The organism is Chryseobacterium sp. 2VB, assembly GCF_005503635.1.
Classification (GTDB): Bacteria; Bacteroidota; Bacteroidia; order Flavobacteriales; family Weeksellaceae; genus Chryseobacterium; species Chryseobacterium cupriresistens.
In genome coordinates this window covers 33,580-60,528 of the sequence record NZ_SCNC01000030.1, presented here as the reverse complement: position 1 = coordinate 60,528, position 26,949 = coordinate 33,580, and the positions used below count along the sequence as shown (strand labels likewise).

At 37.2% G+C, this 26,949-nt stretch carries 22 protein-coding genes; 13 read left to right on the top strand and 9 right to left on the bottom strand.

The window, feature by feature from the left end; translation table 11 throughout:
- Positions 1 to 723: 723 nt before the first annotated feature.
- Together FFS26_RS20055 and dnaJ are read left to right on the top strand one after the other, a co-directional pair.
- Positions 724 to 1,263: a nucleotide exchange factor GrpE gene (locus FFS26_RS20055; protein WP_395974916.1), complete on the top strand. Its 540-nt coding sequence runs from the start codon at positions 724 to 726 to the stop codon at positions 1,261 to 1,263.
- Positions 1,264 to 1,361: 98 nt separating this feature from the next.
- Entirely contained in the window at positions 1,362 to 2,480 is a 1,119-nt protein-coding gene (gene dnaJ, locus FFS26_RS20050) for a molecular chaperone DnaJ (RefSeq protein WP_110009266.1), read from the top strand.
- 413 nt (positions 2,481 to 2,893) lie between these two features.
- On the opposite strand, the gene FFS26_RS20045 is transcribed toward dnaJ, so the two are convergent.
- The gene (locus FFS26_RS20045) at positions 2,894 to 3,775 is read right to left on the bottom strand and encodes a DUF808 family protein (RefSeq protein WP_137905937.1); all 882 of its coding nucleotides are present in this window, start codon (positions 3,773 to 3,775) and stop codon (positions 2,894 to 2,896) included.
- A 155-nt stretch (positions 3,776 to 3,930) separates the two neighbouring features.
- On the opposite strand from FFS26_RS20045, the gene FFS26_RS20040 reads away from it, so the two are divergent.
- Positions 3,931 to 4,425, top strand: coding sequence for a tetratricopeptide repeat protein (locus FFS26_RS20040; protein ID WP_110009263.1), 495 nt, complete (start codon positions 3,931 to 3,933; stop codon positions 4,423 to 4,425).
- Between the two features lie 23 nt (positions 4,426 to 4,448).
- Positions 4,449 to 5,318 carry an alpha/beta hydrolase gene (locus FFS26_RS20035; RefSeq protein WP_110009262.1) on the top strand — a complete coding sequence of 290 codons (870 nt, stop codon included), beginning with the start codon at positions 4,449 to 4,451 and terminating at the stop codon, positions 5,316 to 5,318.
- A gap of 140 nt (positions 5,319 to 5,458) precedes the next feature.
- Here FFS26_RS20035 and FFS26_RS20030 read toward each other — a convergent pair whose 3' ends face one another.
- The 4 genes from FFS26_RS20030 to FFS26_RS20015 all read right to left on the bottom strand — a co-directional run bounded on the left by FFS26_RS20030 (position 5,459) and on the right by FFS26_RS20015 (position 10,204).
- Positions 5,459 to 6,154 carry a DedA family protein gene (locus tag FFS26_RS20030; protein ID WP_110009261.1) on the bottom strand — a complete coding sequence of 232 codons (696 nt, stop codon included), beginning with the start codon at positions 6,152 to 6,154 and terminating at the stop codon, positions 5,459 to 5,461.
- Positions 6,155 to 6,240: 86 nt separating this feature from the next.
- The gene (gene prfB, locus FFS26_RS20025) at positions 6,241 to 7,353 is read right to left on the bottom strand and encodes a peptide chain release factor 2 (RefSeq protein ID WP_137905936.1); all 1,113 of its coding nucleotides are present in this window, start codon (positions 7,351 to 7,353) and stop codon (positions 6,241 to 6,243) included.
- 324 nt (positions 7,354 to 7,677) lie between these two features.
- The gene (locus FFS26_RS20020) at positions 7,678 to 8,781 is read right to left on the bottom strand and encodes an NAD(P)/FAD-dependent oxidoreductase (protein WP_137905935.1); all 1,104 of its coding nucleotides are present in this window, start codon (positions 8,779 to 8,781) and stop codon (positions 7,678 to 7,680) included.
- 70 nt (positions 8,782 to 8,851) lie between these two features.
- On the bottom strand, positions 8,852 to 10,204 hold the full coding sequence (locus FFS26_RS20015; protein ID WP_110009259.1) for an ATP-binding protein: 1,353 nt from the start codon (positions 10,202 to 10,204) through the stop codon (positions 8,852 to 8,854).
- 116 nt (positions 10,205 to 10,320) lie between these two features.
- Here FFS26_RS20015 and FFS26_RS20010 point away from each other — a divergent pair, with 116 nt between their 5' ends.
- The 3 genes from FFS26_RS20010 (at position 10,321) to FFS26_RS20000 (ending at position 12,825) form a co-directional block, all read left to right on the top strand.
- On the top strand, positions 10,321 to 11,223 hold the full coding sequence (locus FFS26_RS20010) for an ABC transporter ATP-binding protein (RefSeq protein ID WP_110009258.1): 903 nt from the start codon (positions 10,321 to 10,323) through the stop codon (positions 11,221 to 11,223).
- 2 nt (positions 11,224 to 11,225) lie between these two features.
- Positions 11,226 to 12,071, top strand: coding sequence for an ABC transporter permease (locus tag FFS26_RS20005; protein ID WP_110009257.1), 846 nt, complete (start codon positions 11,226 to 11,228; stop codon positions 12,069 to 12,071).
- A 124-nt stretch (positions 12,072 to 12,195) separates the two neighbouring features.
- Positions 12,196 to 12,825: a hypothetical protein gene (locus tag FFS26_RS20000; RefSeq protein ID WP_110009256.1), complete on the top strand. Its 630-nt coding sequence runs from the start codon at positions 12,196 to 12,198 to the stop codon at positions 12,823 to 12,825.
- 42 nt (positions 12,826 to 12,867) lie between these two features.
- Here the strand turns inward: FFS26_RS20000 and msrB are convergent, their stop codons facing one another.
- From msrB to FFS26_RS19980, 4 genes are all read right to left on the bottom strand, one after another.
- Positions 12,868 to 13,965, bottom strand: coding sequence for a peptide-methionine (R)-S-oxide reductase MsrB (gene msrB, locus FFS26_RS19995; protein ID WP_137905934.1), 1,098 nt, complete (start codon positions 13,963 to 13,965; stop codon positions 12,868 to 12,870).
- Positions 13,966 to 13,982: 17 nt separating this feature from the next.
- On the bottom strand, positions 13,983 to 14,426 hold the full coding sequence (locus FFS26_RS19990; RefSeq protein WP_110009255.1) for a DUF417 family protein: 444 nt from the start codon (positions 14,424 to 14,426) through the stop codon (positions 13,983 to 13,985).
- An 80-nt stretch (positions 14,427 to 14,506) separates the two neighbouring features.
- The gene (locus FFS26_RS19985; RefSeq protein WP_062671232.1) at positions 14,507 to 14,776 is read right to left on the bottom strand and encodes a hypothetical protein; all 270 of its coding nucleotides are present in this window, start codon (positions 14,774 to 14,776) and stop codon (positions 14,507 to 14,509) included.
- A 6-nt stretch (positions 14,777 to 14,782) separates the two neighbouring features.
- Positions 14,783 to 15,337 (bottom strand): sigma-70 family RNA polymerase sigma factor, encoded by a 555-nt coding sequence (locus tag FFS26_RS19980; protein WP_137905933.1) that lies wholly within the window; start codon positions 15,335 to 15,337, stop codon positions 14,783 to 14,785.
- Between the two features lie 270 nt (positions 15,338 to 15,607).
- Here FFS26_RS19980 and alaS point away from each other — a divergent pair, with 270 nt between their 5' ends.
- From alaS to FFS26_RS19950, 6 genes are all read left to right on the top strand, one after another.
- Positions 15,608 to 18,211 (top strand): alanine--tRNA ligase, encoded by a 2,604-nt coding sequence (alaS, locus tag FFS26_RS19975; protein WP_110009253.1) that lies wholly within the window; start codon positions 15,608 to 15,610, stop codon positions 18,209 to 18,211.
- Between the two features lie 636 nt (positions 18,212 to 18,847).
- Positions 18,848 to 20,323 carry an alkaline phosphatase PhoX gene (locus FFS26_RS19970; protein WP_110009252.1) on the top strand — a complete coding sequence of 492 codons (1,476 nt, stop codon included), beginning with the start codon at positions 18,848 to 18,850 and terminating at the stop codon, positions 20,321 to 20,323.
- 70 nt (positions 20,324 to 20,393) lie between these two features.
- A complete protein-coding gene (locus tag FFS26_RS19965) occupies positions 20,394 to 22,208 on the top strand; it encodes a cytochrome-c peroxidase (protein WP_137905932.1) in 1,815 nt (604 codons plus the stop codon).
- Positions 22,209 to 22,506: 298 nt separating this feature from the next.
- Entirely contained in the window at positions 22,507 to 24,834 is a 2,328-nt protein-coding gene (locus tag FFS26_RS19960) for a hypothetical protein (RefSeq protein ID WP_228449467.1), read from the top strand.
- A 74-nt stretch (positions 24,835 to 24,908) separates the two neighbouring features.
- Positions 24,909 to 25,145 carry a hypothetical protein gene (locus FFS26_RS19955; RefSeq protein ID WP_110009324.1) on the top strand — a complete coding sequence of 79 codons (237 nt, stop codon included), beginning with the start codon at positions 24,909 to 24,911 and terminating at the stop codon, positions 25,143 to 25,145.
- Positions 25,146 to 25,153: 8 nt separating this feature from the next.
- A complete protein-coding gene (locus FFS26_RS19950) occupies positions 25,154 to 26,623 on the top strand; it encodes a M20/M25/M40 family metallo-hydrolase (protein ID WP_137905930.1) in 1,470 nt (489 codons plus the stop codon).
- Positions 26,624 to 26,949 lie beyond the last annotated feature (326 nt).

Here is a 26,949-nt window from a genome sequence, read left to right as displayed (position 1 = left end):
GCGAAGCGCATTGACGTATTCACCATTGATAAATGAATGGTCAATGGTCAATTTTTGCTTTGCAAAGTCAATTATTAATCCTACCCTACAACCAATTCACAAGCGAAGCGCATTGACATCTTCACCATTGATTAGTGAATAGTCAATGGTCAATTTTTGCTTCGCAAAATCAATTATTAATCCTACCCTACAACCAATTCACATGCGAAGCGCATTGACGTATTCACCATTGATAAATGAATGGTCAATGGTCAATTTTTGCTTTGCAAAGTCAATTATTAATCCTACCCTACAACCAATTCACAAGCGAAGCGCATTGACATCTTCACCATTGATTAGTGAATAGTCAATGGTCAATTTTTGCTTCGCAAAATCAATTATTAATCCTACCCTACAACCAATTCACATGCGAAGCGGATTGACATCTTCACCATTGATTAGTGAATAGTCAATGGTCAATTTTTGCTTCGCAAAGTCAATTATTAATCCTACCCTACAACCAATTCACAAGCGAAGCGCATTGACATCTTCACCATTGATTAGTGAATGGTCAATGGTCAATTTTTGCTTTGCAAAGTCAATTATTAATCCTACCCTACAACCAATTCACAAGCGAAGCGCATTGACGTATTCACGATTCACCATTACTTCTTTTTTCTGCCTTAATGTCCAGATTTTAGATTTGGCAGACTCTTTGTCAAACAATCAGTAAATAAATATTGAATTATGGAAAACCAGGATATTAACGAAGAAAGCATCAATAATCAGGAAGAAAACAATGTTCAGAATGACGCAACATCACAGGACAATGTGACAGCTGCACCTTCTCCGGAGGAACTTTTGGCAGAAGAGAAAGACCGTTACATCAGACTGTATGCTGAATTCGAAAATTATAAAAAAAGAACAAGCAAGGAGAAGATGGAATTCTTCCAGTATGCCAACCAGGAAATGATGGTTTCAATGTTAGGAGTTTTGGATGATTTTGAAAGGGCTTTAAAAGAAATCGCTAAAAACGGAAATCCGGCTGATCTTCAGGGTGTAGAGCTTATCTATCAGAAATTCAAGAATAAACTTACCGAAAAAGGCTTACAAACAATGGAAGTAAAGGCTGGTGACAGCTTTAATGTTGATTTCCATGAAGCGATTACCCAGATCCCAGCTCCATCGGAAGATTTGAAAGGAAAAATCGTAGACGTTATTGAAACAGGGTACACTTTAAATGATAAAGTAATCCGTTTTGCAAAAGTAGTAACAGGAAATTAAAATTCATAAATGATAAATGATGAGTGATAATTGAATGTTTCACTTATTAGCTTTAGAATATCTTTTATCATTTATCAACAATCAATTATAAAATTGTCATGTCAAAAAGAGATTATTACGAGGTTCTTGAGATCAGCAAATCTGCATCAGCCGACGAAATAAAAAAAGCATACCGTAAAATGGCCATCAAATTCCACCCGGATAAAAATCCAGGGGATAAAGAGGCTGAAGAAAAATTTAAAGAAGCTGCTGAGGCTTATGAAGTTCTGAGCGATGATCAGAAACGTGCCAGATACGACCAGTTCGGACATGCCGGAATGGGTGGAAATGGTGGTTTCGGAGGCGGAGGCTTCGGAGGCGGAATGAATATGGAGGATATTTTCAGTCAGTTTGGAGATATTTTCGGTGGCGGTTTCGGTGGATTCGGCGGTGGCGGTGGAGGCCGTCAGCAGGTGAAAGGTTCTAATTTAAGAATCAGGATCAAGCTGAACCTTGAGGAAATGGTAAACGGTACTCAGAAAACCATCAAAGTAAAGAAAATGAAGATGGCGGAAGGTGTCACTTCAAAAACATGTCCTACCTGTAACGGTTCCGGTGTTCAGTTAAAAGTGATGAATACCATGTTCGGTCAGATGCAGACTCAAACTACCTGTGGTACATGTCAGGGAATTGGTAAAGTTGCTGACAAAATTCCTGCAGGGGCGAATGCACAGGGTCTTATTAAAGATGAAGAGGAAATTACCATCAACATTCCGGCAGGTGCAAGAGACGGTATCCAGCTTAATGTAAGAGGAAAAGGAAATGATGCCCCATTTGGAGGTGTTCCGGGAGACTTATTGGTGATTATTGAAGAGGAAGTAGATCAAACGATCAAAAGAGAAGGTGATAATCTTCACCAGGAATTATATGTTTCATTTGCTGAAGCTGCTTTAGGAACCAAGAAAGAAATTCCTACCGTTGGCGGAAAAGTGAAAATTACCGTTGATCCGGGAACTCAGTCCGGAAAAATCTTAAGATTGGCTGGAAAAGGACTTCCAAGCATCGACAGCTATGGTAAAGGAGACATGTTCATCCACATCAATGTATGGACACCGCAAAAGCTTACCAAAGAGCAGAAGGAATTCTTTGAAAAGCAGATGTCCAGCGGAGAAATGGTTGCAGAACCATCCGGAAAGGAAAAAACTTTTTTTGATAAAGTAAAAGATTTATTCAATTAATATAAAAAAGAGACTTGTAAAAAGTCTCTTTTTTGCTTTGAAGAAGGCTCCGGTTTTGTGGCAATGAGAAGAGCAAACAGTGACTATTTTGTTACTGAAAAAGCTTTATCAATAAACCTATGCTTATAGTAAATCAACCTACGTTGTTTCAACTTTTTGATATTCTTTTTAGTGGCAATGGCTTCGACAGGCTCAGCCTGACAATGTTTAAAATTTTGATTGATATTTGGGTTATCAACCTGAGCCTGTCGAAGGGCTATCAATAAGAAAACCTTATGATTAATCTCGAGTATTAATTAAAGGAAGGCTCATCAACTTTAATTCATTTAACTAAAAGATATTGAATGAACCTAAAAAAAGTCCTGTACTCTCTCGAATACAGGACTTTTTGATTATTTAATTTTAATTCTGTTTTATTTTTTTGTCGCCAGGGAATAGATTGCTTTTCCTAAAGTGAAAACCAATACTGCAGCAATTCCCCCTACAAGACCGAAAGTAAATTCTTTCAGCATAGAAGGCCACGTTGGAAGCAGCTCATGTAAATAATGAATATTATGAGCAAAAATTCCTCCTGAAACCAGGATCAAAGCAATCGTTCCTACAACTCCTAAAAGTTTGATGATAACTGGTAATGCCTTTACCAATAAATGACCAAGCTTGGAGAAGAATCCTTTGTCATGACTCTTTTTAATTAAACTGAAACCTGCATCATCCATTCTTACAATCAATGCAACAATTCCATACACTCCTACTGTTGCAATAAATGATACAAAAGTAACCGTTAAAATCTGTGTAAGAAGCGGATGTTCCTGCTGGATAACCGTTCCCAATGCAATAATTACAATTTCAATAGAAAGAATAAAATCTGTTCTGATCGCTGAGTTTATTTTTGCTTTTTCAGAAACTTCAGAGTTTTCTTCTTCTTCACTTTCTTCGATGACTTCGTGCCCTTTTTTGGAACGGTGGAACAGGAATTCTATAATTTTCTCTACTCCTTCAAAGGCAAGATATATTCCCCCTAAAATAAGAATCATTTCAATAGCCGGTTTGTACAGCCAGTTGAGAAGAAAGGCAATAGGAAGAATGATCAGTTTATTGATAAATGATCCTTTGGTAATAGCCCACAAAACCGGAAGTTCTCTGGAGGAAAGAAAGCCCGTGGCTTTTTCTGCATTCACAGCCAGGTCGTCCCCTAAAATTCCTGCTGTCTTTTGTGTAGCAATCTTACTGGTAACTGCTACATCATCCATCAATGCTGCAATATCATCCAAAATAGCAAAAAAGCCTGATGCCATATTTTAATAATTTTTTAATCTTTGTTAAGTTCAGCAAAAATAATTATTTAATTCCGTTTTTGGATTCATAATATGACAATAATTTTCAAAATTATGAGAATCATTAAGCAGTCCTTCACTTTCAATATTTTATATCTTTGTTTAAAACCTATTCAATGGATAAAAACTGGGAAGACCAATTACAAAGTTTATGGCTACAACTGGGAACGATAAGTAATGAAGCGTTTATTCAGCAAATTAAAAATCATGTAGAGTTACTTACAGACAACAATTCCCAGGCTATTGCCGATTTTGAAAGAGCCTGTGCTTTTGACTCCACCGGACATGAAAAGGAAGCAGAGCCTTTGTACAGATCGGCATTAGATCACGGATTAACCGGCTTACGAAGAAGAAGAGCAAGAATCCAGCTGGCAAGCACCTTAAGAAATATTGGAAAAACAGAAGAAAGCATTCATATTTTAAGGGAAGAAAAAGCCCATTATTCTGATGAATTAAACGATGCGGTAGATTCTTTTTTAGCGCTGTCTCTTTCTTCGGCCGGGAAATACGAGGAAGCATTATCATTAACTTTAAAGGCACTTTCCCACCATCTGCCAAGATACAACCGATCTGTTTACAACTATGCCAAGGGTCTGAATAAGGAATTGTAATAATATTTTTTTATTTTTACTTTATGAAAAAGCTCATTCTCCGGTATCATTTTTTCGCTATGGGATGTGTTGGCTTCGTGCTGCAGTCCTGTAATACGAAATTCAGGGTCTGGGTAGGCCCCGGAGGCCAGCAGAAGATTTACAATCTGAAATATGGTGAGCATAAAAGACAGAAAATGGATGTCTTTCTTCCCAAAGATTATGCTGAAAATTCCCCTGTAGTCCTTATCGTTCATGGCGGCGCCTGGACTTTGGGTAAAAAAGAGCATATGATCCAGGTTCAGAAGATGCTTTTTGAAAACAAGATTCCAAGCATCAATATGAATTACAGGCTGGTTTCTCCAAAAGAAAAAATCACTTATAAACAACAGCTTGAAGATATTGCCCTTGCCATTGAAAAATTCAATTCTCTGGCGGAAAAAGCAGAGCTTCAGCCCAATAATTACATTCTTCTGGGAGAAAGTGCCGGCGGACATCTCGCCTTACTTTACGGTTATCAGCATCCCGAGCAGATCAAAAAAATCATCTCTTTAAGCGGCCCAACAGATTTTTACAGCTCAGAATATCTTAAATCGTTTTATTCAAAATATACTTCTCCTACTTTTCAGAAAGTAGTAGGAACTAAGTTTGACCGGAAAAATATTTCTGAAGCCTTCAAAGAAGCCAGTCCTATTGCTAATATTACCAATGTTCCTACATTGTTGTTTCAGGGAAACAATGATGTACTGGTCAACCAGCATCAGGGAATCGCCATGGATTCAGCGCTTACCCAAATGAATATTCCGCATAAATTCATTTTCATGAAAGGAGCCGGGCATGCCCCCAGATTCTTCAGTAAAAGAAAAAGAGACAGCATTATCTATCCTAATATTTTGGAATGGATTAAAAAGTAAAGATGTCTAACAGAATTTTTTTGATTATTAAACGTTCTATGTTAACTTGTAAATAAATATGCTAAAAAATTAATTGATAAGCAATAAAAAAGCCATCTCATGATTGAGACGGCTCTATATTTTTTGATTGAATTCTTTATCTATTCAAAGTCCTGGTCTTCATATTTGGAAAGATCTTCTTTTTTCCCGAAAACAAATTTGATAATTACCGGAAGTGTTGTTACCAATACGATTACAATAATGATGTATTCCAGTTTCTCTTTCAGGTTGATGCCAAACTGCTCCATAAAAAGCTTGTCAAGATAATGTCCTGCAAAGATCAGAATAAAAGACCATAATACAGCTCCAATAATATTATCTCTTAAAAACTCTTTTTTATCCATCTTTACGATACCTGCTACAATAGGAGTAAAAGTTCTTACAACCGGTAAGAATCTTGCCATAATAACTGCTAATGCTCCGTGTTTTTCAAAGAAATCGTGTGCCTGGTAAAGGTATTTTTTCTTAAATAGCATTGAATCCGGTCTTTTATACAAAGCTGGTCCTGCTTTTCTTCCGAAGTAATATCCTACTTCATTTCCAATAATAGCAGCAAGAGCTACTCCTGAAGCCAATAAGGTGGTATCTAAAAAATCGCTCCCTGTAGAGCCAAAAGTCTCTTTGATGATTTCAACGGCATAAATTCCCGAAACGAAAAGTAGAGAATCTCCAGGTAGAAAAAATCCTACAAAAAGACCCGTTTCAGCAAAAACAATAAATAAAATCAGCCAAAACCCTCCCATTTTTATATAAAACTCCGGGTTTAATAAATCCTTCCAGCTATTGAAATCTTCCATAAATATCGATGAACAACAAAAGTAAGTCTAAAATGTCTGAAACAAAAATTAATTATAAGATTTTAACTAAAATTCAAACATGATTTTTATAAGTCGAGATCATCATCGGAAACTGCGGTTCCATCGGCCATTAAGAATGCTTTCAGGAAAGGAGTGATATTACCATTCATTACCGCATCCACATCTGACGTTTCATGACCGGAACGTACATCTTTTACCAGCTTGTAAGGATGCATAACGTAGTTTCTGATCTGGCTTCCCCACTCGATCTTCATCTTGTTGGCTTCAATCTCGTTTCTGGCTTTCATACGTTCTTCCAATTCCATTTCGTAGAGTCTTGAACGAAGGAGCTGCATTGCCTTTTCTTTATTCTGAAGCTGAGAACGGGATTCTGAGTTTTCAATAATAATTCCTGTAGGAGCGTGGCGAAGACGTACAGCCGTTTCCACCTTGTTTACGTTCTGTCCTCCTGCTCCGGAAGCTCTCATCGTTTCAAAGCTGATATCGGCAGGATTGATGTTGATTTCAATGGTATCATCCACCAAAGGATAAACATATACCGAAACAAAACTGGTATGGCGTTTCGCATTACTGTCAAACGGGGAAATTCTTACCAAACGGTGTACTCCGTTTTCACCTCGTAAATATCCAAAAGCGAATTCACCTTCAATTTCAAGGGTCACAGTCTTCACACCTGCTACATCTCCTTCCTGGAAGTTAAGTTCACGGATCTTATAGCCTTGTTTTTCTGCCCACATGGTATACATTCTCATCAGCATGGATGCCCAGTCACAACTTTCTGTTCCCCCTGCCCCTGCTGTAATCTGAAGTACTGCAGAAAGTTCATCACCTTCGTTGGAAAGCATATTTTTGAATTCCAGGTCTTCAATTTTTTCTACCAATTGCGGGAAAGTCTCATCCAGTTCTTTTTCAGAATCCGGATCTTCTTTAGCGAAATCAGCCAAAACCTGTAAATCTTCAAACTGTGTCTGAATTTCGTCATAGCTTTCTACCCATTTTTTCTTGGAACGAAGCTGTTTTAGAAATGCTTCAGCAGTTTTTGGATTATCCCAAAATTCGGGTGCCGCAGTTTTTTCATCATCATTGGCTATTTCAATCTTCTTTTTTTCAATCTGAAGGTATCTGTGTAAGTCTTCAATTCTGGATTGAACTTCTTTTATCTGGTCGTTGTTAATCACGAATGTTTCTTTTTTGCAAAAATAAGGAATTCTTTTAGAGTGGAGAGGTTTAGGATTCGAGTTTTCGAGGTGCGGGATTCGAGTTGTAGAGTTTGAGAGTTTTAGAGTTTGAGAATGCATCCGTTTTGGATTCGGGTAGTGAGGTTTGAGGATTTTAGAGTTAGAGCGTGTTTGAGGAAAAAGTTTCAAGATTCGATTTATAGAGTTTTGGAGTCGGGAATGTGCCCTTAGCTTCCAACCTCCAGCTTCTAGCTTCCAGCCAACTTCTAATTTCTTTTCAATAAAAACTTATTAATCACAAATTTTATACTACCAATCCATCTATTAAATCATTTCTGCTATTATCTCTCCTATTTTCGGAGCTAAAGCAACTCCCATTCCTGAAAGTCTTACGGCACAGAACTGTTTTTCTGAAACCTGTTTTACAATGGGTGACTTTTCTTCGCCCATAGCCATTATTCCTGACCAGCGAAGGGCAATTTTAAAATTATTACCGGGAAGAACAATTTCTTTTAAAAACTTTTCCAGATGATCCTGTAAAAATTCCGTTGTTTCAAAAACCGTTGTTTCTTCTGTTTTAAAATCCTTATTTCGCCCGCCACCTAGTAATATCCGGTTTCCTACATTTCTGAAATAATAGTAGCCTTCATCGTAATGAAAAGTACCTTTAAGTTTTAAACCGTCTATTGGTTCTGTCAGAAGAACCTGCCCACGGGCCGCAATGATATTTTCTTTTTCCAGAAATTTTGAAGTAAATGCATTGGTACAATAAATAAGCTGGTCGGCGATTACAGAAAGATCAGTTGAAAGCTGCACCTCAACTTTGTCTGTTTCTTCAATATTTTGAACTTCCGTTCCAAATAAAAACTCAATTTTCAGTTCGTGACATTTCTCCAGCAGTTTCTGTACTAACTTTCCGGAGTGAAGACCTCCTTCACAGGGATTTTCTATCAGGAATTCAGATTTTCCGAGTCCGAATTCCTGTATTTTATTTTGATTCAAAGCATAAGTCTGAGCCAATCCGGTTATTGTTTTCAGTTTTTCATTGACTACTTCAATATGAGATAAAGGGTCTTCATTATTTATAATTTCATAACCTCCATTCAGTTCAAAATCAATTTCATCATGTTTAAAATAATGCTGGATTTTCTGAAGTCCGTTAAATCTCATTGTAACAAGCTCCAGTGTTTTTTCCCAGCCCATTTTCTCAGAATCGGCAATGACTTCGGTAAGACTTCCAAAGCAGGCAAATCCGGCATTTCTTGTGGAAGCACCCAATGGAATGCTATTCCGCTCAATAATGAGAACAGATTTTTCAGGATACTTCTCCTTTATGGATATGGCTGTCCAAAGCCCGGAAAACCCCGCACCAATAATGATGATGTCTCTTTTTCTGTAGAAAGTATCCAGTTCCCAAATACTGTTCATAAATAATGAGTAATAGGTAATGAGTAATTTTTATAAAGCCTTAAACTTTAACCTTGAACTTTAAACGCGGTTATCCTTTATCTCCTTCTTGATTATGCTGGAATCCTATTGCTCTTTGCGGCTCTTCGACAACTCTGTAGGTTTCCAGTTCATTTTTCAGAGCCTGAATCCTAAACCTGAAGTCATCAAAATTATTGATAATGGCATCCGCAAGAAATCGTGCTACCTGATCAAGATATTCTTCAGTAAGTTTTGATCCTGCATCCCTTAATGCGCTGTCTAAAATTTTCTGATCAATTTTCAGCTTTTCGTTTCTGGTTCTCTGATAAAGGTTTTTGATTCTTTTCTTTAAACTTTGGGTAAAGTCTATCAGCATTGTGTTACTGAAGGCTTTCATCTTTGAAGAGATTTCATGCCAGAATGGAACCTTATCAGCCTTGTTGTTTTTAAGTATTTTATAGAGTAAAGAATCTTCTTCCAATCCTCTGGTCATGGCGTAAAGAATGATTTCCGAGCGCTCAGCAGCATTGGGTGGAAAAATAGGAATCAGCACATCAAATCTTCCGGGTGCAAGAATTTCCTCATCAATTTCAGCCACAGAATTAGCTGAACCTACCATTAAAACACCTTCTTTTTCAAACTTTCCGATGTAGTGAAGAATCAGTTCCTGAGCCTCAAGATTGCAGGAAGCAATGTCTGTTTCCGCCCTTCTCTGCATCATAATTTCATCAAAATCATCCATAAAAAGAAGCATTTTGTTTTCCTTCATCATACTCACCAGGAAATCACTGAAATTGATCTCATTTCCATCAATCAGCGAAGTTCCCAAATAATGTTTTTTGACTTCCTTAAACTGATATCCGATAATTTCAGCAATTTTGTTGGCCCAGAATATCTTACCGCTTCCGGGAGGTCCGTACAGAATAATCCCTGCAGGCTTGTTGATGCCCCAGTCTTTGATCTGCTGCGGATTCAGGAAGGGTTCCAGAACAGTGGATGTATAAAAAAACAGGTCTCTGTATCCGATAAAATCTCTTTGCTGAAGGCTGGTTTTGTGCCCAAAATAATCGTAGACAAACTGATAATTCCCTCCCAGTTTATTATCAATTCCATAGCTTGATATGGAGGATTTGTAAAAACCATTATCGAAAATATTGAGATTATTGTCTTTGATCACCTTTTCAACCTTGTCTTTTGGCTGCTTAATGACTTCGGCAATCTGCTCCAGGGTTTTATTCTTATCAAGATCTTTTTCATACAATCTTAAAAAATCTACATTTTCGCGGGCAAATTTTTCAAAATCTTTTTTTACCTCAAAATTGGTACTGATACAATCTACCAGTTCAAGATCAAAATCCTGGATAAACTGTTTTATGGCTTCTGCAGATACATTTAATTCTTCTGCCAGTTCAATTAGCTTCATAACTGTTGATTAATTCTATCAAATTTAATGTATTTGTCCATAAATTAATATTGATTTATGATAATTCTGTAACATTCTCTAATTTATATAGACTACTACTATGTAAAACAAATTACATGGAAAAGATTTTATCAGTAAAAAATTTGACGAAAAAATTCAAAAGAGTTGTGGTCAACAATATTTCTTTTGATGTCGAGAGAGGAAATGTTTATGGCCTTTTGGGACCGAACGGAAGCGGAAAATCCACTACTTTCGGGATGCTGCTTTCAACCATCAATCCCACCAGCGGAGACTGGTTCTGGTTTGGCAAGAAAGGAACTGATCCTGACACCTTAAAAAAGATCGGAGCAATTATCGAACAGCCTAACTTTTATCCTTATTTAAGCGCAGAAACCAACCTTAAGATTGTCGCTGAAATTAAGCAAACACCCTACTCAAGGATTGACGAAGTTCTGAAAACGGTTAATCTATATGAAAGAAGAAAAGATACTTTCAAAACTTTCTCTTTAGGAATGAAACAGCGTCTGGCCATAGCTTCAGCGATGCTCAACAATCCTGAAGTGATGATATTGGATGAACCCACCAACGGACTGGATCCTGAAGGAATCATTCAGATCAGAGAAATTATCAGTGATATTGCCAAGCAGGGAATCACCATTATCATTGCAAGCCATCTTCTGGATGAAATTGAAAAAATCTGCAGCCATGTCATTGTCTTGAAGGAAGGAAATTCCATTTACTGCGGAAGGGTGGATGAAATGACTTCCAACAACGGATATTTTGAGCTGAAAGCTGATAATAACACATTACTTTTAAATGCGTTGAACGAACTTCAGTGGTTCTCGTCCATCAATCAGGAAGGTGATCTTATCAAAGCTCAGATCCGTGATGACGCTTCTATTTCAGCTTCGGCAATGAATCAGAAACTAGCTGAAAAAGGAATCTATCTTTCTCATTTAACAAAGAAAAAATTATCTCTAGAATCTCAATTCCTTGAACTTGTAAAAAACACCAATTAATCATGATCAAATTATTAAAACTTGAATATTACAAAAACCTGAACTATAAACCGTTCAGAGTTTTCACGATACTTTATTTCGCCATTCTTATTGCTTTACTTTTCATTGGATTGGTTGACTTTGATGTTTTTGGAGGAACGATCAATTTAAAAGAACAGGGAATTTATAATTTCCCGGAAATCTGGAATTTCACCACATGGATTGTTGCTTTATTGAAAATTTTCCTGGGACTGATCATTGTTTTCTCTATTTCCCAGGAATTCAGCAACAGAATGTTCAAGCAAAACACGATTGATGGGCTAAGCAGAAAGGAATTCATCACTTCAAAATTGCTGACGATAAGCATTTTCACTATTGTTTCGACAGCCATTGTGTTGGGAATTACTTTGTTTCTGGGCTATCAATATTCGAATACAACGGACTCTACCAAGGCTTTTGCTGAAATGTTCTTTATTGGAAATTATTTTGTGAAGCTATTTACGTTCTTTTGCTTCTTAATGTTCCTTTCCATTTTACTGAGAAAATCTGTTTTTGTTTTTCTTGCCCTTTTCGTTTTCTGGATTGGCGAAGGAATTTTAACCGCTCTTGAAACGTATTCAAAAGTAAAGGGAATGCAGGGACCGCAAAGAAATGAGGTTCTTCAGAATGATTTTTTTATCTCGCACCTTTTACCGCTTGAAAGCATGTCCAGCCTTATTCCTAACCCAATGATGAGATTAAATATGGCTAAAATGATGGGCTTACAATATGAGTTCCACTACCCTACGGAAAGCCTTATCGCTTGTCTGGTGTGGTGTGCTATTTTTATATTCGGTTCGTACTGGATTCTGAGAAAAAGGGATTGGTAGACGGCTATATTTAGGATTTAAAGATTTAAAAAATTAAAATATTTAAAGATTATTTTTAAGTGGTTCGTTTTCGGATCACTTTTTTTGGCTTAAAATTTTCATTCGGTACTGTTAAAAACCAGCCATGAAAAAAATATACTACTTTCCAGGATTGATCAGTGCCTTGCTGATTCCTGTTTTATTCTGGTATTATGGAAACCAAAAGTTTGAAGATATTAATGTTTCTGTGATAGATATTGGACTTCCTGCCAAAGAAAGAGAGGGGATTAAAAATACTTTTGCAAGTTTTGAACCTGTAAGAAACTGGAATTACCAAAAAATAAAAATAGCCCCTGGTACTGCTAAAGAAAATTCAAAATCATATGTTTCTGAACTGAAAAAACTCCAGAAAAGAAATGAGAAAGAGTCTGGTATTGAGTTTATTTTAGATCAAAATAATAGTTATGGTGATTTTGTCTCAGTTTTGAATGATCTTGCAATTGCCAAACAGGAACAGTATGCCGTTGACCTTGAGAAAACAGGACATATTTTTGCGGTTTATAGCTATATTGATCCTAAGGTGCAATATCCTGAATATGAATGTTTACTTTGTAATGATGTTATCAGACCAGAATATAAACCTGATTTTTTTGAAAAAATACAATTGCGTCTCGCAGAACTTCCGAAAGATACCTATTACTTTATTTTCGGATTTCTCCTATTTCTGAACATCTCCATGTTCAGCATCAAAGAAAGATTTCAACTACATCATTAATTCAATATAAAAAGGCTGCCCAACGGCAGCCTTCCTTTCATATTACTTTTTATCTAACAACGGAAGATATTTTCCGTATCCTTTGCTTTCCATTTCAGCTTTCGGAATAAATTTCAGTGAAGCACTGTTGATACAGTAACGAAGTCCTCCTTTATCCTGCGGCCCGTCTGTGAAAACGTGTCCCAGGTGAGCATCCCCCGTTTTACTTCTTACTTCTACTCTATCCATACCATGGGAACGATCCAGTTTTTCATCAATCAAACCTTTGGTAATCGGTTTTGAGAAACTTGGCCATCCGCATCCGGATTCAAATTTATCGGTAGAGACAAACAAAGGTTCCCCTGTTGTAATATCTACATAAATTCCTTCACGGGTTTCATTCCAGTACTCATTCTGGAAAGGTCTTTCGGTACCGTTTTCCTGGGTAACATTATATTGTTCTGCAGTCAGTTTTTCTTTTAAAACTTTTTTATCCTGCTTTTGGTAAGCCGGTTTTGGAAGCGGGTTGGCTTTTTTGGCCATTTCAAAAAGTCCCGGTTCAATATGACAGTAACCGCCTGGATTTTTATCCAGATAATCCTGATGATAGTCTTCAGCTCTGTAGAAATTTTTCAATGGAATAGTTTCTACGACTACTGGTTTATGATAATTCTTTGCCAGCTTCTGAACTTCCGATTTTACCACCGCTTCATCTGTTTTATCAGTGAAATAGATTCCTGTTCTGTACTGGTTTCCTCTGTCATTTCCCTGCTGATCTTTGCTTGTAGGATCAATGGTTTTAAAATACAGATCAATCAATAGTTTCAGATCTACCTGCTCAGGATCATATTTTACTTTTACGGTTTCTGCGAAACCTGTTGTATGGCTTACGACTTCTTCATAAGTAGGATTTTTGGTATTACCGTTGGCATAACCAACTTCTGTTCCTACCACGCCACGAATCTGTTGAAAAAAATGTTCTGTTCCCCAGAAACATCCACCTGCAAAATAAATCTCTTTAACGTTCTTGTTATCCATAATTTCCTCATTTTCTTTTTTTATTTCCACCACATTGGACTTTGCTTTTCTGAAAAGCCCTGATTCCGCAGCAAATACTGCTATACCCAGAATGATTCCGAGTGCAATTAATATATTCTTCATTTTTACTTTTTTATTCATTACTTATTATTTTGAATGATCATTACTCCAAATCCTAAAAACATAAGGTCTTTCAGAATAAAGAAATCCGTCACAGGCACTCCGTCCACTATTTTCCACATTCCCGGTGTTGTCAATAAATAACTTAATGTTACCAGAAAAGTTACGATCATTCCTACACCTGCATACTTTTTGAGTACAGCAAATTTCGCACTAAATATCAGGAGTAATGCAATGATAATTTCTATCGCTCCGATAAGATTTGACACTGCCTGAGCACTCATAATCTTATATACGAAAAAAGTTAAGAAATGGTTTTCTACCAAAGGTTTTATTGCAGCTGCTTCTGTGGGAGTGAATTTGAATATACCAATCCACAGTAAAATAAGTGCTGCTCCGAAAAGCGAAATATAATACCCGATTCGGGTTAATTGATTTTTAGATTCCTGTACTGTTCCGACCATATTTTTAAGATTTTAAATGAATACTTTATTGTTTTCAAAAGTATAGTCGGTGCTATTTTAAAATCCTGACAGAAATTATCCTAGAAATTTAATTTATCGATCATTTTATTTTTAAAGTCCTGAATTTCAGAATCATTAATTTCAGTTTCTTTTTCAGAAAAAGTCTTTTTAAAAGCTTTATCCAGAAGAGCCAGCTTTTCATTGTACATCCTGCACCATTTACAGATCATCAGGTGCATGCTGAGCATCCTGTTTTCTCTGGCAGAAATAGATTGGGCATTCCTTTTTTCCATCAGTAAAGTAGCTTCACTGCACGGTAAAAATAATATATGTAGTATTCTTCGTATCATGATTTCTTATGATTTTGAAAACCAGTTAAACTCCAGACATTCTCTGAGCTGCATGCGGCTTCTCTGCAAAATCTTCCATAGATTAGTCGTGGAAACATTCAATTCCTGACTTACTTCCGGTGCTTTTTTTTCTTCAATATAATACATTTTCAACAGAATCTTCCATTTGGAGGGCAATTCCTCAATACATTCCTCGAGTGTTTTATTAAAATCCTTGTTGTCTAAAAGCTCATCCCCTTCTCCTGATACATTCCAGTCATTTAAAACATCATTGTGTTTCCATGATCCTGTTTCATCAAAAAAATGATCGAGTCGGATATTGGGTTCAGATTTGTATTTTTTCCGGTAAAAATCGGCCACTTTTCTATTCAGAATAGCCATCAGCCATGTAAGCGCATTGCTTTTCCCTTCAAAAGAATCATAAGCTGAGTAAGCAGCAAGAAAAACTTCCTGAACCACATCCTGTGCATCTTCTTTATTTGAAAGTACGTACAGTGCCCGCTTCAAAAGCGGCCCTGAATACTGTTCTATCCAGCTTTTCAGTTCTTCATCTTTTGTCATTGGAAGGATTTTTTGTCTTTTTTCAGATCGCAACGAAGGTAGGAAGTTAAATGGAAAATTGCAAAATGAGATCGATTATTATTGATTACAGTCATTACAAACTTGCCATCTCAAACCTTACAGGTTTTGAAAACCCGTGAGGTTTAGGACACATCCATATCCAAAGCCGGGCACCATTCAAAACATAGCATAAAATTATTACAAATCGCTTAAAAATAGTAAATTTGCATCTTATCAAAATTTGATACTAAAAAAAGCAAAAGCAATACTATGACATCACAAGAGATACGTCAAAAATTTTTAGATTATTTTAAAAGTAAGGAGCACTTGATCGTTCCTTCAGCTCCTATTGTGCTGAAAGACGACCCTACCCTTATGTTTTCCAACTCCGGAATGACGCAGTTCAAGGATTTTTTCCTTGGCTACAAAACCCCTACCGCCCCTAGAATTGCCGATACACAGAAGTGTCTGAGAGTTTCAGGGAAGCACAATGACCTGGATGATGTAGGGAGAGATACTTACCACCACACTATGTTTGAAATGTTGGGAAACTGGTCTTTCGGGGATTACTTCAAAAAAGAGGCTATTGCTTTTGCCTGGGAATTACTGACTGAAGTATACGGAATTCCAAAAGAAAATTTATACGTTACCATTTTTGAAGGGGATGCTTCAGAAAATCTGGACAGAGACCAGGATGCTTATGACTTCTGGAAATCTCACATTTCAGAGGACAGAATCATCAACGGAAATAAAAAAGATAACTTCTGGGAAATGGGAGAAAGCGGACCGTGCGGGCCGTGTTCGGAAATCCATATTGACCTGAGAACTCCTGAAGAAAAAGCAGCAGTTCCGGGAATTTCCCTTGTGAATCAGGACCACCCGCAGGTTGTTGAAGTATGGAACCTGGTTTTCATGGAATTCAACAGAAAGGCAGATAAATCTTTAGAGAAGCTTCCTGCTCAACACGTAGATACGGGAATGGGCTTTGAGCGTCTTTGTATGGCGCTTCAAGGGAAGTCTTCCAACTATGATACGGATGTTTTCACTCCACTTATTGCTAAAGTTGAGGAACTTTCAGGTAAAAAATATACCGGAATTTTACAAGACGAAAAGGATATTGCGATCCGTGTTGTGGTAGACCACATCAGAGCAGTTTCTTTTGCTATTGCAGACGGACAATTGCCTTCCAACGGAGGTGCGGGATATGTTATCAGAAGAATTTTAAGAAGAGGAATTTCTTATTCTTACCGATTCCTGGATATGAAAGAGCCTTTCCTTTACAAACTGGTGGCTGTACTGCAGGAGCAGATGGGAACCTTCTTCCCGGAAATCGAAAAACAGGGAAAACTTGTTGCTGAAGTGATCAAAAGTGAAGAAGATTCTTTCTTAAAAACTATTGAAAATGGTCTGATCCGAGTAGAAAAACTGATCCAGCAAACAATTGGCAATAACCAGAAAGTATTACCAAGTGAAGAAGTTTTTGAACTGTATGACACGTACGGTTTCCCTGATGACTTAACAAGAATTATTGCTGAGGAAAAAGGATTAACAATTGATGAAGCTGGTTTCAAAGCTGAAATGGAGAAACAGAAGCTTCGTTCAAAAGCTGATTCTGCCCAGAAAGTTTACGACTGGGTTACTTTGGAGGAAAGAGATGAAAACTTTGTAGGATATGATCAGCTTGAATCTGAAACCTATATTACAAGATACAGAAAGGTAGAAAACAAAGACGGAGAATTCTATCAGGTGGTATTAAGCAGCTCTCCTTTCTATCCTGAAGGAGGTGGACAGGTTGGAGACAAAGGTATTCTTGAAAACGCTGTTGAAAGTTTTGAAGTGTTGGAAACTAAAAAAGAAAACGGATTGATTATTTCATTGATCAACGGTCTTCCTAAAGATGCCGGTGCTGTTTTCTATGCTAAAGTAAACGCTTCCGAAAGAAAAAATTCTCAGGCCAACCACTCTGTGACTCACCTTCTGCACGAAGCTTTAAGAGAGGTGTTAGGAACTCACGTAGAACAGAAAGGTTCTTATGTAGGTCCTGATTATCTTCGTTTCGACTTCTCTCATTTCAACAAAATGACGGAAGAAGAATTAGCATTAATTGAAGAAAAAGTAAATAAAAAGATCAAAGAAAGTATTGCTTTACAGGAATTCAGAAATATTCCGATTCAGGAAGCTCTGGATAAGGGAGCAATGGCTTTGTTTGGTGAAAAATATGGTGACAGTGTGAGAATGATCCAGTTTGGAAGTTCAAAAGAACTTTGCGGAGGAACTCACGTAAAAAACACCAGCGAAATCGGTCATTTTAAAATCACTTCCGAAGGTTCTGCTGCTGCAGGAATCAGAAGGATTGAGGCTATTTCGGGAGATAAATCCGAAGAGTATTTCAACAATCTTGAAAAACAGATCACTGAGCTTTCCCAGCTATTAAAGTCTAAAGATGTGGTAAGATCGATCGAAAAACTGATCGAAGAAAACACTTCATTGAAGGCTGAAGTAGATGCTCTTAAAAAGGAAAAAGCAAAAGGAGAAATCGGAGAATGGAAGAATGCTTATGAGCAGAAAGGCAACAAGCAGCTTCTTGTGAAGAAAACTTCTCTGGATGCAGGTTCTGTAAAAGACATCGTTTTCCAGTTAAAGAGAGAAATTCCTACTTCAGTAACGATTATTCTTTCTGATGCAGACGGAAAACCAATGATTACCGTTGGAGTTTCTGATGATCTGGCAGCAGATTACCAGGCTGGAGCTATCGTAAAAGACCTTGCTAAAGAAATCCAAGGCGGCGGTGGTGGAAACCCAGGTTTCGCTACTGCTGGTGGTAAAAACCTTGAAGGGTTAGAAGACGCTTACCAAAAAGCATTGAATATCTAAAATAGAAACCTCTATTATAAATTTTAACTCCGGCTGTCTCAATTTTGAGACAGCCGGAGTTGTTTTACCCTAGCTCTCCTATTATATTCTTAACGCAAAGTTTTTCGTATAGCACTTCGTATGGAAGGGAGCAGAGAAGAAAATCAACTTCATTGATTCTGACGAAGCGTGTGTAGTATTCTTACTTCTTGCAGATGAAACAGATTGCGCAGATTTTCCACAAGCATCTGCATAATCTGTGGAAATCAGCGGGAAATAAAAATAATTTGAAAAATTACACAAGCCGGATATAGGTTTTATTTAACGCTAAGGATCACAAAGAAACGCTCATGCTATCATCAATATTTTCGTTCGCAAAGGCATTTTATTTAGCAAAAAACGCTATTATTTCATAGCTGAGTATAACGCTTTGCGAACGAAAAAGCGGAAAATAAAAATTTTGCGTACACTGCGTTATAATATATTATTCTTATTACGAACATATTCATCAAAGGCTTTCTATTTATATCCGTTCTAATTATTGATCTTATCTTAACAAACCATTACTTAATCTTAAACTATTTGTTTTATCTTTTTAAAACTCAGTTAATACAAGACCTTTAGTTTTGCCATAATCGAAATTCAAAAAATGTAATTATGAAAATAAACAAAACTATTGGAGCTCTGGTCTTTGCTTCTCTTGTATTTCAAGGCTGCAATGATGACAACGGTAACTCGGACACTCCTGTCAATGATAAAATCAAACTTGAAAATTTTTCTAAAGAACCCGCTTTCGTTTATGGAATGCAGGGTTTTGAAAATTTAAATATAACCACCCTTATTTCCAGTTCCGATATGCTTCCAGGTTCACCGGATTTCGTTTTCGGAGGACAGCCGGACGGAATGGGACTTATGAAAGATCCAAACTCTGACGGTTACCTGATGATCACAAATCACGAGATCAAACAATCGGTATCAAGAGTCTATTTAGACAAAACTTTTAAGCCTGTAAAAGGAGAATATATCTTAAACGGAACCGGAGGAATGACAAGGTTATGCTCCGCTACATTGGCAACTCCGGAAATTCATGGTTTCAGTGCATTCCTTACCGCAGGAGAATCAGGTGAAGAAAGTATGGTACATGCTTTAAACCCTTTGGCACCAGTGTCTCAGGCAACTGATAAAACAAGGGTAAAACCGGCATTAGGAAAGGCTTCTATGGAAAATGCAGTTCCGCTTCCTAAAGATGTTTCTAACGGAAAAACCTATATCATCATTGGTGAAGACCAGTCTTATTCTTCTTCACACCAATCTGCAGGACAGCTGATCATGTATGTAGCAGATACACAAGGAGATCTTGATAACGGTAAGTTGTATTCTTTAAAAAGAACCAACAGCAACTATACTGAAACGGATATGACGAAAGGAAGCAGCTACGACGTAGAGTTCGTAGAAATTCCGAACGCTAAAAACCTTACCGGAGCTCAGATCAACCAGAAAAATATTGACAATAATGCGATCCGCTTTTCAAGAGTAGAAGATGTAGATTACAGAAAAGGAGCTGGAAAAGGAAGAGAAATCTACTTTACTGCTACCGGAGAATCTTCTGACGGTGTTAATCCAAAAGCCGGATTAACCATGTGGGGAAGAGTTTACAAGCTTGTTCTGAACGCCAATAATATGCTGACAGGAAAACTGGAAGTGGTGGCTGAAGGAGACTCTAATCCGGGAAATAATCTGATCAATCCTGATAACTTATGTGTGACTGAAAATTTCGTATACATCCAGGAAGACGGAGATTCTTATTACAAAAATGCAAAACACGATTCTTATATCTGGCAGCTGAATATTGCCACCAAACAATACAAACCATGGCTGAACATGAGGCACAACAGAGGTGACTCTGCATGGCAGACTGCTTACAACCAATCCGGAGACCTTCAGAAATTCGGTTCATGGGAATTCGGGGCAATGGTTGATATTTCAGACATCATCGGAATTCCGAATACATTCTCTGTGAATATTCACTCTCATACCTGGCAGCTGGATAAATTCAAAAATCCTGACGGTTCCGGAATCAACGCCAACAAAGAAGGCGGACAGATTGTTATCATCAGAAACGTAGAAAAATAGTTTTAATTCCTTCATATCAAATTCAATTAAAGTATCAATAGAAAACCTCTGTTGATACTTTTTCATCCTTATGAGTAAACTTTCAAAATACCCGATACTCCTTTTCTTATACTGTGCAGCAGCACTTTTTACGCTTTACCATTGCAAAAATGATAAGCAGCAGCCCGTATACGAAGATCTTGGTTCTGTAAAAAACAGGATCATCAAAACCAATGCTGATTTTGAAAAACAGATCAATGAACTGAAGGCTCTTGTTGCTAAAGATGCTGATGAAAAACTTCTTCAGGAGAAATTCCACGATATCCGAAAAACCTACAAAAAAATGGAATGGGCTGTAGAATACTTCCTTCCCCACTCTGCAAGGTTTATCAATGGCCCGGCCCTTCCCGAAATAGAAATGGATGAACATACTGAAATAGAACCTGAAGGCTTACAGGTGCTGGAAGAGATGTTCTACCCTTACGAAAAAGCGAATAAAGAAGAAGTAATCCGAATGCTCAATAAGCTCATCAATAAAAGCAATACCATAGAAACCAACTTTCAGGTTATTACTATCAGTAAAGATCAGGTCTTTGATGCCTTAAGACAGGAGGCTTTCAGAATTTCCAGTCTGGGAATTTCAGGTTTTGACACTCCGGTTTCGGGAACATTTTTACAGGAAATGCCATCTTCTCTGCAAGGAATTAAAGAAACTTTGGAACAGATCTCCACTGACCACTCTAAAAACAAAGCTTTAAAAAATATTGTTACAGCAATCAATTCAACCATTGAAATACTGAAAAAAAACACAGACAAAAATACGTTTGACTACGTGAATTTCATTCCGGATCATTTGAACAGGATCACAGCTCTGATGCTTGATTTTAAAAAGCAGGAGAACATTCCTGATGTTGAGGTAACCACTGCTTTAAACAAAAATACAGCTACATTCTTTAGTAAAAATGCTTTTAATCCTAATGCTTTCACTCCCGGAAAAGAATACGCCTACTCTGAAGAAAAGGCAGCTCTTGGACATCAGCTTTTTAATGATAAAATATTATCCAACAGCAATAACCGAAGCTGTGCAACATGCCATATTCCAGAGAAAGCATTTACAGACGGTCTAGCCAGAGCAATGTCCCTTGAAAATTCGGAACTGGCAAGAAATACCCCTTCGCTCAATTATGCAGGCTATCAGCATGGCCAGTTTTGGGATATGAGAAAGGATGACCTGGAAGGGCAAAGCTCTGATGTAATCTCCAATAAAGAAGAAATGCACGGTGATCTGAATGTTATTCTTTCCAAAATCAATCAGGATAAAAACTATCAGGCCGCATTTAAAAAGATCTATCATTCACAAAAAACAGAGGTCTGGCAGCTTCAGAATGTACTGGCGAGCTATAGTCGTTCGCTCGCAAAATTCAATTCAGATTTTGATGAATATATGAGAGGAAATAAATCAGCGATGACAGACAATCAAAAGCGTGGTTTCAATCTTTTTGTGGGAAAAGCCCAGTGTGCCATCTGTCATTTCCTTCCCTTATTCAATGGAACGGTTCCTCCGAATTTCAAAAAAACAGAACAGGAAGTCCTGGGAGCAGCAATTAACGGAGAAAATAAAACATTTGACACGGATCCGGGACGGGGAAAATTCCATGAAACAGTTTTTTCCCTGCAGCATTCCTTTAAAACGCCAACACTTAGAAATATTAACAAAACAGCTCCTTATATGCACAACGGCGGGTATAAAACCCTGAAAGAAGTGATGAATTTCTATAACAAAGGCGGTGGAAAAGCTTTCGGATTTAAAGTAGATAATCAGACACTTTCTGATGCACCATTACAGCTTACCGACAAAGAAGTTGATGATATTATTGAATTTATGAAAGCGCTGGATGATCAATAAACGATTCTAAAACACAAATAAACAATAAAAACTCCTGAATATGAACTGTCCGGGAGTTTTTTTATTTAGAAATTCTGGTAAAACAAAGAAAGACTATGTGGCTCATTTCTTTGTTTGATTTTACCTTTGGAACTTCCATGAAAACATTAGATTAAATCAATGTTATACTCTGTTAAAAACTTTTTTACAACAATAAATATCATTATTTTTGACGTAGTTTTTTTACATGAAAAGGGGTTTACTGTTATTATTTTTCCTGATCTGCTTTTTGGGGTATTCACAATCAAAAATTAAGGTTGTGGATGACGCCAGCCAAAAACCTGTCCGTAATGCAAAAATATCCTGTGACAATTCCGTTATCGGATATACGAATGAACAGGGTATTCTGGAGTTTAAAACAGGATGTAAAAACATTGATATTGATGCAGATTCTTATCAGAGAGAAAGTATCACAGTTGAGAGCAGCATGGAAGTCTCCCTTCTTAAAAAAACATCAAAGACAACCAACATTGAAGCGGTTGTTATTGAAGACAAAAGTGATCCCAGGGCTCTGGAAATTCTTAAAAAAGTCAATAAATTATTCAAAGAAAACTCACCCAAAAGTTTAGGATCCTATTCTTACAAATCCTACGAAAAAATCTCTCTGGATATTGATGAGGACAGTCTTTCGCAGTTTAATCAGTATTTTAATGATTTAAATATTTTCAAGAAAAAAAGGGAAAAAGACTCGCTGAATAATATCAACGCAAGAAAAATATTTTCAAAAAGTAAACTCTTTCTTTGGGAAAGGGCTCAGGAGTTTTTGTACTCCAAAAAGTATGGTGAAAAGATCAATATTCTGGACAACAGAATCTCCGGTCTGAAGCAGCCTATTTACGAAATGATCGCGCTACAGCAAAGTAACAGGGATGTTGTTCCCGAACAGATAAAACCCGAAAACAGAGGACTGTACAGATTCTTTCTTTCAGATACGGTTACCCTTGACGGAAGGAAAAACTTTGTGATCCGCTTCCGTGAGGTAAATTACAAAAAGCCGGACAGAAAACGAAAGTATAACGGTGCTATTTATGTAGATACTGAAACGTACGGAATCAAAAAAATCGAGAATTTCAGTAAAAATAAAAACGAAGGAATTATTACCAGTACCTGGGTATTCTACAATAACAAATGGTTCCTTGCCCATGAAAAAGCCAAGCTTAAAATGGGTAAAATGGCCATGGATGACAAAGTGCATGCCGATGATAAGAAAGACAAAAAAAGCTTCGGGACCTATGCCTTTCTTACCTCAAAATATTTTGATTTCGAATCTCCTATTGAAGAAGATCCAAAGGATTTTAAAGGCTATACTTTCTCGGTAAAAAATATTGACGGTCAATCTCTGGACCGCTACAGGACAGATCCCCTTACCGAAAGGGAACAAAATACCTATAAAACCATCGACAGTTTAGGTAAAAAATATAAAATCGACAGCAAAGCACAGATTTTATCAGGTTTACTGAACGGGCAGATCAGAGTCGGTTCTGTAGACTTTGCTGTGGATGAAATTGTCAATTATAACTCCTATGAAGGTTTCAGATTAGGTTTAAAAGCCAAGCTGAATGAAAATTTCAACCCTTATTTTTCACCCGACTACTATTTTGCATATGGTGTGAAAGACCGAAAATGGAAGTACGGAATGGGGCTTGATATGAAAACCACACTGGAAAAGAATTCCTTTTTCAGATTTGAAGTGTATGATGATGTGACAGCATCCGGAGAATTCAACCGAAAAATGTGGAATTTCAAGATGAGAATGATGAACTTCGGGAATAATCTGAACAATGACCGGTATTTCCACTTTAAAGGAATGTCATTATCTTACCTGAACGATGTCACCAACGGACTTACCGTTGCTCTTGCCGTAAGAAGAAACACAGAAGAAGCTGAATTCGATTATCAGTTCAGAGACCGGGGAACATCTTACAGAAACTTCAATACCCTTTTCACCCTGAAATATTCTCCGAATTCTACCAATATTATGACCCCTCAGGGAAAATCTCTGATTGATCAGAAATATCCTGAACTGTATTTTAATTATGAGCAGAGCTACAAAATACTGCAGGGAGATTTTAATTATTCCCGTTTTGATGGTTTGTTTGTTCACAATTTCAAAACACCGGTCGGGACTACCGGTTTCAGATTGTACGGAGGTCTTGTGCTGGGCGGAGCGCCTATCTGGAAAAACTTTACGATGAACGGACTTGCCTCTCCTGGTAAAGATTTCAATTTTAACCTTACATCTTACCTTGGGTTTGCCACACTGGAAGGCGGAAAATACTATAATGACAGGTTCATAGCGTATTACTTTACACATAAACTTCCATGGTATCTGAAAAGTTTCGGACACAATGTTTCCAGCTTTGATTTTGTCTTAAGAGGAACTATCGGTGATATGAAACATCCGGAATACCACCAGTTTAAATTCAGAAAACTGGATCACCTGTATCAGGAAGTCGGTGTGGAATGGAACAATTTCCTATCCAGCTATTTTAATCTTGGGGTATTCTACAGAGTGGGTTATTATGCAACGCCTCATTTCAAGGAAAACTTCGCCATTCAGTTTAAGCTGAAATTTCTCGAGTTTTAATCGTCCGGAAAATACTAAATCTTTATTTTTGGATGAGAATTCAGAAATATCAACGATACTATATAAAAAAGAACATGCAGAAAATCGAAATCAAAGCAGAACAGTTTTTTGAATTATTAAAATTAAAAGACACTCCGATGTGGGAAATTTTCTCACAGATGATCGATGGAAATGAAAAGGAAATTATCTTTTTAGACCATGAAGACAAGATCCTTTTTAATTATATTCTACCTTCTACACAGGAAAAACTGGAAGAAGACAGAAAAGAGTTTTCAAAACAGTTTTCAGAGAAATTGGCTAACTTCAATTAAGAGTTCTTATGAATAGAAATTATGTTTTTTCTCTCCTTGGGCTTTTTTTATTTGCCTTTGGAAATGCTCAGAATTATAAGAAGCCTCTTGTTTCTGCTATCAAAGAATCTGATCTCCGCACCGATATGTATCAGCTTGCTGCAGACCAGTTCTGGGGACGCGAAGCCGGAACACTGGATGAATTGAAAGTCTCTATGTGGCTGGCTGATAAAGCCAAAGAAACCGGAATGAAACCTGCCGGAGATAATGGAACATTTTTCCAGTTCTTTGATATGTACAGACATCAGGTGATCCCACAAAGCAGCCTGAAAATCGGAGATAACAGTTTAAAATTATGGAAGGATTTTCTGGTTGCAGAACCTGTAAATGCTTCTGTAGACGCTGAAGTTGTATATGCCGGAAACGCAGAACCTGAAGAGCTTGTGAAATTGAATATCAAAGGGAAAGTTCTTGCAGTAAACGCATCCGACAAAAATATTTCTAAGGATATGACTCTTTTTGTAAGAAGATATCCCGGATTTGTAAGAAATAAATATTACAATAAAGCTTCTGAACTGGGAGCCAAAGCCATTATCTTCATCACCGATGATATCTCCGAGCAAAGCTGGGTAGAAGTACTGCCTCAAATGACAAGAGGAAGCTATGGCGTAGAAGGATTAAGAGAAAAAATCACCAATAATATTCCTGTTGTGTGGATCAAAAGAGAAAATGCCGGCTGGGTAAAAAACAATCCTAAAGCCTCTCTGAACCTGATCACTGAAACTTACAAATACCCTTCAGTAAATATTATCGGAAAAATAGAAGGTACAGATCCTGTTCTTAAGAATGAATATGTTTTACTAAGCGGACACCAGGATCATGACGGAATCAGACATCCTGTAAAAAACGACACCATCTATAACGGTGCTGATGATAATGCAAGCACCTGTGTTGCCATGTTAGCAATGGCCAGAGCTTACAAAAAACAGCCGGGAAAAAGAAGTATCCTGTTTGTTTTCCATGGCGCTGAAGAAAGAGGATTGCTGGGTTCAAGATGGCATGCAGCACATCCTGTTGTTCCGAAAGAGAAAATTGTTGCCGTACTGAATGGTGACATGATCGGGAGAAATGACAATAATGAAGCTGCTTTATTAGGAGGAAATGCTCCTCACAAAAATTCTGAAGAACTGGTAAAAATGGCCGAAGATGCCAACAATGAAAGTACAAAGTTCAAATACCTTAAAGATTGGGATTCTCCAAGCCATGCTGAGTATTTCTATTTCAGAAGTGACCATCTTCCATATGCTAAAATTGGTATTCCTGCTGTATTCTTTACCAGTGTTCTGCATGATCAGTACCATACTCCGCAGGATGAATCAGAAAATATCAATTATAAAAAGCTGTATAAAATGACGGAATGGATGTACAGAACATCCTGGAAAGTTGCTAATGAAGCTGAACGTCCGAAAGTAATTTCGAATTTTTCGCTTGAAAGATAATTTATAAAAAGAATTATATTTTTTTTGTCTTGAAACAAAAGAATCAAAAATTCAAGACTTAGAAACTTCAGCTAAAAATGAAATCTGTTCTCTAAAAACTCTAAACTCGTGCGGAAACGATCTATGTTTAGAATCATATTTGGTCCCGCACTCAAACACCAGAGTTTTTTTAACGTTCACAGAATTCATTTTCTTAACGCTTCAGTTTCTTATGTCATTTGATATTGCCAGAAACATAAAAGCTTCACAAAAATTGTGAAGCTTTTTTTCATCACTGAAGCCATCCTGCTTACTAAATATCGAAGATGTTTTCTTCACTATTCTTA

Coding starts and splice junctions, on each gene's coding strand:
- dnaJ (WP_110009266.1), top strand. CDS start 1,362: ATGTCAAAAAGAGATTATTACGAGGTTCTTGAGATCAGCAAATCTGCA.
- FFS26_RS20045 (WP_137905937.1), bottom strand. CDS start 3,775: ATGGCATCAGGCTTTTTTGCTATTTTGGATGATATTGCAGCATTGATG.
- FFS26_RS20040 (WP_110009263.1), top strand. CDS start 3,931: ATGGATAAAAACTGGGAAGACCAATTACAAAGTTTATGGCTACAACTG.
- FFS26_RS20035 (WP_110009262.1), top strand. CDS start 4,449: ATGAAAAAGCTCATTCTCCGGTATCATTTTTTCGCTATGGGATGTGTT.
- FFS26_RS20030 (WP_110009261.1), bottom strand. CDS start 6,154: ATGGAAGATTTCAATAGCTGGAAGGATTTATTAAACCCGGAGTTTTAT.
- FFS26_RS20020 (WP_137905935.1), bottom strand. CDS start 8,781: ATGAACAGTATTTGGGAACTGGATACTTTCTACAGAAAAAGAGACATC.
- FFS26_RS20015 (WP_110009259.1), bottom strand. CDS start 10,204: ATGAAGCTAATTGAACTGGCAGAAGAATTAAATGTATCTGCAGAAGCC.
- FFS26_RS20010 (WP_110009258.1), top strand. CDS start 10,321: ATGGAAAAGATTTTATCAGTAAAAAATTTGACGAAAAAATTCAAAAGA.
- FFS26_RS20005 (WP_110009257.1), top strand. CDS start 11,226: ATGATCAAATTATTAAAACTTGAATATTACAAAAACCTGAACTATAAA.
- FFS26_RS20000 (WP_110009256.1), top strand. CDS start 12,196: ATGAAAAAAATATACTACTTTCCAGGATTGATCAGTGCCTTGCTGATT.
- msrB (WP_137905934.1), bottom strand. CDS start 13,965: ATGAAGAATATATTAATTGCACTCGGAATCATTCTGGGTATAGCAGTA.
- FFS26_RS19990 (WP_110009255.1), bottom strand. CDS start 14,426: ATGGTCGGAACAGTACAGGAATCTAAAAATCAATTAACCCGAATCGGG.
- FFS26_RS19985 (WP_062671232.1), bottom strand. CDS start 14,776: ATGATACGAAGAATACTACATATATTATTTTTACCGTGCAGTGAAGCT.
- FFS26_RS19980 (WP_137905933.1), bottom strand. CDS start 15,337: ATGACAAAAGATGAAGAACTGAAAAGCTGGATAGAACAGTATTCAGGG.
- alaS (WP_110009253.1), top strand. CDS start 15,608: ATGACATCACAAGAGATACGTCAAAAATTTTTAGATTATTTTAAAAGT.
- FFS26_RS19970 (WP_110009252.1), top strand. CDS start 18,848: ATGAAAATAAACAAAACTATTGGAGCTCTGGTCTTTGCTTCTCTTGTA.
- FFS26_RS19965 (WP_137905932.1), top strand. CDS start 20,394: ATGAGTAAACTTTCAAAATACCCGATACTCCTTTTCTTATACTGTGCA.
- FFS26_RS19955 (WP_110009324.1), top strand. CDS start 24,909: ATGCAGAAAATCGAAATCAAAGCAGAACAGTTTTTTGAATTATTAAAA.
- FFS26_RS19950 (WP_137905930.1), top strand. CDS start 25,154: ATGAATAGAAATTATGTTTTTTCTCTCCTTGGGCTTTTTTTATTTGCC.